Annotated in this window: 4 protein-coding genes; 3 read left to right on the top strand and 1 reads right to left on the bottom strand. The window is 71.4% G+C overall.

Annotated elements, in window-relative coordinates:
* Window positions 1-252: 252 nt before the first annotated feature.
* Window positions 253-600, bottom strand: coding sequence for an ArsR/SmtB family transcription factor (locus tag AC08ON_RS09065; RefSeq protein ID WP_023839852.1), 348 nt, complete (start codon window positions 598-600; stop codon window positions 253-255).
* Between the two features lie 241 nt (window positions 601-841).
* Here AC08ON_RS09065 and AC08ON_RS09060 point away from each other — a divergent pair, with 241 nt between their 5' ends.
* The 3 genes from AC08ON_RS09060 to AC08ON_RS09050 form a co-directional block, all read left to right on the top strand.
* Window positions 842-2689, top strand: a complete 1848-nt coding sequence (locus tag AC08ON_RS09060; protein WP_476616782.1) for a SulP family inorganic anion transporter — start codon at window positions 842-844, stop codon at window positions 2687-2689.
* Window positions 2690-2934: 245 nt separating this feature from the next.
* The gene (locus AC08ON_RS09055) at window positions 2935-3906 is read left to right on the top strand and encodes a hypothetical protein (RefSeq protein WP_476608098.1); all 972 of its coding nucleotides are present in this window, start codon (window positions 2935-2937) and stop codon (window positions 3904-3906) included.
* Between the two features lie 176 nt (window positions 3907-4082).
* A partial coding sequence (locus tag AC08ON_RS09050) for a replication-relaxation family protein (protein WP_476608097.1) occupies window positions 4083-5115 on the top strand: 1033 nt, incomplete at its 3' end.

Below are 5115 nucleotides of genomic sequence, written 5' to 3'. Positions count from 1 at the left end.
CCGGGGGCTGCGGCGACGACCGCCTCGATGATCATCGTGGCCCGGTGCGGGACGCGGACCGTGACGCTGTAGGCGGGGTTGACCCCGGCTGAACCGGCCGGACCGGCCGGACCAGGAGGCGTCACGCCGGCTCCACCCGTGCCCGACTCCGTCCGGTGCGCGCCGGTCCCCCAGTCGGTCCCTCGGCGGGGCGCCCCTCCGCGGGAGTCCCACCTGCGGGAGTCCCGGGCATCGGTCCACCACATTTCATGCTCATGAGGAGCTTGTCTCCGCTTCGCGCAACTCGGCCAACAGCCCGGCCTGCCCGGCCGCCATCTCGGTCAGAATCCGCCGGGCCGCGCGCATCAGCTCCGCCACGTCCCCGCCCGCGAGCGCGTACACCACCGTCGGGCCGTCCCGCGTCGCGGTCACGATCCCGGACCGGCGCAGCACCGCGAGCTGTTGGGAAAGGTTCGACGACTCCACCTCGATCGCGGCCAGGAGATCCCGCACCGGCATCGGCCCGTCCTGCAGCAACTCCAGCACCCTAATTCGCACCGGATGGCCAAGCATGCGAAAAAACTCCGCTTTAGCCTGGTACAGCGGAACCCGCCTCGTCACGAGCCACCTCCCGTCGACCCCACGCAGCTCCGGCCGAGGCCTACCGGCCGAGGTACCGGCCTGGCCGGAGTACCGGCGACCGCCCACCCAGAGATCACGCCGGCACGGTGAGTAGCGCCACGACCCGTTCGCGCCCGATGGCGACCTCCCCGCCAGTTACAGAATTTATCAACTGTTCGTTACCACACTTCGGAGTCGGGAAACAGCTCTTTATCGCACGGCACGGCTCTACGGGGCCGCTGTGTCCGAGATCTCGCCCACTCCATACTTTTTAGTATGTAAATTGAAGAAACCTTCAATTTTTCATCCCAGTATACGGGAGGATCGGATCCGCATCGAGACGACGACGGGGCAGGCCGAGGACTCCCGACCCCGCTGCCCCGCCCCCATAAGGACGGCCCCGTCACGCTGGCCCAGGCCACTCGGCCGGCTGGAACTCGGCCGGCTCCTGCCCGGCCGGGCCGATATCGAGAGCATGCGCCGCCAGCCAGGCCGTGACCTGCTCGCGGGGATGACCGTCGCGGTGGTCGCGCTGCCGCTCGCGCTGGGATTCGGGGTCTCCTCCGGCCTCGGCGCGGCCGCCGGGCTGGTGACGGCGATCGTGGCGGGTGCTCTCGCGGCGGTCTTCGGCGGGTCGAACCTGCAGGTGTCCGGGCCGACCGGCGCGATGACCGTCGTACTCGTGCCGATCGTGCACCGGCACGGGCCGGCTGGTGTGCTGACCGTCGGGCTGCTAGCCGGGATGATCCTGCTCGCGCTCGCGGTCCTGCGGGTCGGCCGCTCCGTGCGATATGTGCCGGCGCCCGTGGTGGAGGGATTCACCGTCGGCATCGCCGCGGTGATCTTCCTTCAGCAGGTTCCCTCGGCCCTGGGGGTGCGCGCCCGAAACGGTGACCGGGTGACCGGCGTGGCCTGGGCGGCCGTGGCCGACTTCGTCCACCGGCCGCACTGGCTCGCGCTCGCGCTCGCCGTCGGCGTCGCGGCGACGATGCTGGTCGGCGCCCGGCTGCGGCCCACGGTCCCGTTCTCGCTGCTCGCCGTGGCCCTCGCGACGGCCCTCGTCACGGCCCGCGAGTGGGACGTCACGACCCTCGGCGCAATCCCCGCCACCCTGCCCGGTCCCTCGCTCGGCTTCCTCGACATCACCGCGATCCCGACGCTCGCCACGGCCGCCGTCGCCGTGGCCGCGCTCGCAGCCTTGGAGAGCCTGCTCTCGGCCAGTGTGGCCGACGGGATGACCGTCGGCCAGAACCACGACCCCGACCGGGAGCTGTTCGGCCAAGGGCTGGCCAACCTCGCCGTCCCGCTGTTCGGCGGGGTGCCCGCCACCGGCGCGATCGCCCGCACCGCGGTCAACGTCCGCTCGGGTGCCTCGTCCCGGCTCGCCGCCCTCGCGCACGCCGTGGTCCTCGCCGGGGTGATGCTCGCCGCCGCTCCCCTGGTCGCGCGCATCCCGCTCGCCGCGCTCGCCGGTGTTCTGCTCGCCACGGCGGTGCGGATGGTCGAGGTCTCCTCGTTGCGCACCCTCGGCCGTGCGTCACACTCCGATGCCCTGGTCATGGCGCTGACCGCCGGGGCGACCCTGGCGCTCGACCTCGTCATCGCCGTCGTCCTCGGCCTCGCGGTCGCCGGCGCCCTCGCCCTGCGCGCAATCGCCCGAACCGCGCGGGTCGAGGAGGTGCCGCTGGACCCCGGCGATCATCGCGATTCCGAACACGCGCTACTCGCCGAGCACATCGTCGCCTACCGTATCGACGGCCCCCTGTTCTTCGCCGCCGCCCACCGCTTCCTGCTGGAGCTCACCGAGGTGGCCGACGTCGAGATCCTCATCCTCCGGCTGTCCCGGGTCAGCGCCGTCGACGGCACCGGCGCCCTCGTCCTGCGCGACGTCATCGACCGGCTCGAACACCGCGGCGTCAAGGTGTATGTGTCGGGGCTGCGACCCGAGCATGCCAAAGCGGTGGCCGCCGTCGGTCTGGTGGACCGGCTGCGCGGCCAGGGACGCCTGTTCGACTCCACCCCGTCGGCCATCCAGGCCGCCCGGGACCATCTCCACCACACCGGCGCCCTGGCCGCCGTCCCAACCTGAGCCCACGCGGCGCTAGTCGCGGTCACGCGGCTCGCGACGCAGCCCGCCCCGCAGGGGACTCTGGTCCCACCAGTCGGAGGCGGCGATCGACATGACGGATGTGCCCCAGGGGAGGCTCGTACAGCATCCACGCAAAACCGGGCGAAGGCGAGCCTGGTGGTTTCGGCTCGTGTACCTGCGGCTATCACGCCCAGTGACGGGCCCCGGTCGGTAGCGGCGCGGGCGCTGGCCAAGGCGGGTGCCTGATGGCCGCCGAGGGCACGGCCATGGTGGACGGTCCGGTTGTGGTGCCGTCGGCGGCGGGACGGGACGTGGCGGTCACTCTCGTCACCGTGATCATGGTTGTGGTCGTCGGGCTGACGTTCGCCTTCGGGTTCGGCAACGTATTCCAGCTCGGTCTACGTCTCGGGGTGCCAGTCTGGGTTGCCCCCTTGGTGGCCCCTGCCGTCGACTTGTCCGTGGTGGGCCTTTTGCTGGGGACACGGCAGCTGGCGGTGCAGGGCGCGCCGGCTGAGCTGCTGCATCCGGCTCGGCGGCTGTTGGTGTTCTCCAGCGTGGTCACACTGGCGCTCAATGTAGCTGAGCCGGTGATTGCGGGGGACTACGGAAAAGCCGCGTTCGATGCTGTTGGTCCGGCGTTGCTTATTGGTTGGTCTGAAGTTGGCCCAGGGCTGTTGCGTGCGATGCGCCACCCCACCACCTTCCACCCCGAAGCACAGGACGTCACGATCCCTGCGTCCGCGTCCCGGCCGGCAGAGACCGGTGGGGCAGCGGTGCCCACCGCCGTGCCTGCGCCGTCCGGAGGTGAGAGCCCGCGGGCCGAGGTGGTGGCGGTTCCTGCGCAGCGCGCTCCCGACCGGCCGAGCACCGTGGTCCTCGACGGGTCGTTGTTGGAGCGGGCGCGCCGGGAGGATGCCCGCTACTGGGAGGAGCACCGCCGTCCGATCTCCTCGGACGAGCTGCGCAAGCGGCTGAAAGTCGGCTCGAAGCGGGCGCGGGCCCTGGTCACGCAGCTACGCACCGAGGCCCACCGGGTGTTGGAAGAACACGCCCCCACCGCCGACCTCCCCGAGGTCGGTACTGGCGCGCTCGCGTCGGATGCCGACGACGGGGTCGCGGACGTGGTGGCTGCGGCGGTCGGGCCGGATGACGTCGACATGGTTGATCTCGGTCCGGTGGAACCGGCCGGGACGGGTGCGCTGGCCGCGGTCGGATGACGGCCTCCGCCCCGACGGGCGGGACGGGGGTGGACCTCGTGTGCTGGCGGGCGGCGTGTCCGGGCACGGACGCGTCCGCCCGCTCGCCCCCCGGCCCGGTCCCGGCTGTCTGCCCCTTCTGCCTGTCTGTTCGTCTGCCTCCGTTTGCATGATCAGCCTTTTGGGAGACCCTCGACGTGATCACGAATCCTCCGCAGCAGACCTACCTCGGCCGCCGTACCTACACCCGACCCAGCGCCCGCGTCGTGTCCAGCGCCGAGCACCAGCTCTGGCTGGTCCGCCACCTCACCCCCCGGGACCGGTGGATCACCCGGATGATCCACGAACACCGGGTGCTGACCACCCACCAGATCGTCGAACTCGGCTGGATCAACCGCCGGTCAGCGAACCTGCGCCTGCTGGAGCTCTACCGCTGGCGGATCCTCGACCGCTTCCAGCCGCTCGCGGTCAGCGGCCTGTCACCCATGCACTACGTCCTCGACGTCGCCGGCGCCGCCGTCCTCGCCCACGAAGACGGCCTGGACCCGAAGAAGATCGGCTACCAGCACGACCGGGCCATGGGCATCGCCCACTCCCTGCACCTGGCCCACCGGGTCGCGGTCAACGGCATGTTCACCCGGCTGGTCCACCACGCCCGCCAGCCCGACGCCACCAGCCGGCTGACGGCCTGGTGGTCGGAGGAACGCTGCGCCCGCTCGTTCGGCGACATCGTGCGGCCCGACGCGTACGGCAGGTGGGCGCAGGGCCGCGCCGAGATCGAATGGTTCCTCGAACTCGACTTCGGCACCGAAGCACTCCGCCACCTCACCTACAAGATCGACGCCTACGACCGGCTCGCCAAGGCGACCCGGATCATCACCCCGGTCCTGATCTGGACCACCACCCTGCGCCGCGAAGCCCGCCTGCGTGAGGTCCTCGCGGAGGCGCTGCGCAACCTTGACGACCCGGCGCGGGTACCGGTCGCGACCACGGCCGCGGACCTCGCCGAACCCGACCAGCATCTCGACGCCACCCTGACCCGCTGGCTACCCCTCACCCAGCCCGGGACCGGTCGCCTCAGCCTGGGCCAACTGGCCGGCCTCTGGCCCCCCAACGCCAAGCCCAAGACCAACAGCTCGGCAGTTGACATGGACGTCGAGCGTCCGACACGGCTCCACCCACCCGAGCCGATGCCACCCACAGGCCCGGATCCCCAGCAGCGCGCGGCCT

The organism is Frankia sp. CoWAU3, assembly GCF_977971855.1.
This window is presented reverse-complemented; position numbering and strand designations above follow the sequence as displayed.